The sequence below is a fragment of the Streptomyces lateritius genome (assembly GCF_014649715.1).
Taxonomy (GTDB): domain Bacteria; phylum Actinomycetota; class Actinomycetes; order Streptomycetales; family Streptomycetaceae; genus Streptomyces; species Streptomyces lateritius.
Genome location: NZ_BMTO01000003.1, coordinates 551,696 through 552,834, shown reverse-complemented (window position 1 = coordinate 552,834; position 1,139 = coordinate 551,696). Strand labels below are relative to the sequence as shown.

3 protein-coding genes are annotated in these 1,139 nt (G+C 70.5%); 1 reads left to right on the top strand and 2 read right to left on the bottom strand.

The genetic code is table 11. From position 1 onward, the window contains the following. Positions 1–649 (bottom strand): ROK family protein (locus IE136_RS08880; RefSeq protein ID WP_189600002.1); only part of this gene is annotated, 649 nt, incomplete at its 3' end. Between the two features lie 108 nt (positions 650–757). Here IE136_RS08880 and IE136_RS36380 point away from each other — a divergent pair. Beyond that, on the top strand, positions 758–886 hold the full coding sequence (locus tag IE136_RS36380) for a hypothetical protein (protein ID WP_268247914.1): 129 nt from the start codon (positions 758–760) through the stop codon (positions 884–886). A gap of 69 nt (positions 887–955) precedes the next feature. Here the strand turns inward: IE136_RS36380 and IE136_RS08875 are convergent. Further along, positions 956–1,139, bottom strand: a 184-nt coding sequence (locus IE136_RS08875; RefSeq protein WP_189600001.1) for a hypothetical protein, incomplete at its 5' end; no start/stop codon positions are given.

Here is a 1,139-nt window from a genome sequence, read left to right as displayed (position 1 = left end):
ACCACATCTCCGCCTGGCCGAGCGTCTTGGCGCCGTTGTCGATGTAGTAAGGGACGGTCTCGGGCAGGAGCCGCGACTCGCGCAGGAGCCGTTCCAGCGGGACCACGTCCCACCCGATGGTCTGACCGTGCACCACGGCGCCGTCCTCGGCGGTCCGGGCGACGATGCCCGGCACGCCGACACCGACGCCGAGAAGCCGTTCCGCCGCGATCCCGGCGCGTTCGAGGACTTCCGCGATGCCCTCGCGCAGGTGGCCGACGACGACCCCGACGTCGTAGCGGTCGACACGGCGCGACCCCTGGGTCTCCAGCGGCCGCTCCACGCGTGCGAGCTCGGTGAGGGCCAGGTCGAAGAGCTCGATCCGCACCCGCGTCTCACCTACGTCCACCCCGATCATGTAGCCGCTGTCCGCGCTGATGCGCAGGAGCGTGCGGGGCCGGCCGCCCGCGGAGTCGACACTGCCGGCCTCCTCCACCAGCCCCTCGGCGACCAGCTCGGCCACCACGTTGCTCACCGAGCCCGAGCTCAGGCCGGTGACCGGGCCGAGCGAGAAGCGGCTCAGGGGCCCGTCGAAATACAACCGTTGCAACACCGCGGTGCGGTTCTCCCGCCGCAGGTCACGCACAGTACGGCCGCTGCGCACCTTCACCCCGCCCCCTCGTCGTCATGTCCCTGCACGCAACATACCGTGTCGCGCCTCTTGACGTGCTCTTCGCTCGTCGTTTGGATCACATCATAAATTAAGCAATGAGGTCATGTGGGAGCCGAACGCGGGACACTGCGGCGTTCCCACTCGAAGGCGATCCGCCGCTCCACGGTCAAGTCGAGCGGGCACCGGTACGCGGAGATCATCCGCGCCCGTCGCGAGGTCACGGCCGCCCGCTGAGCGTGCCGCACGGAAGGGACCCCGTCCGCCGGAGCGATCCGGCGGGCGGGGTCCCTTCCTTTCGTGGGGTCAGGGGAAGAAGACGACCGTGGAGGGGATGGTCGAGGTTCCCGAGGTCGGGGCGCCGATGCCGTTGACGACATGGCCGTACGGGCCGTTGCCGCCGACGGAGGCGGCGAGCGGGTTGGGGAACCCCACCCCGGGGTTGACGCGCAGTTCGACGCGTTCGATGGCCGCCGGGGCGCCGAGGTCG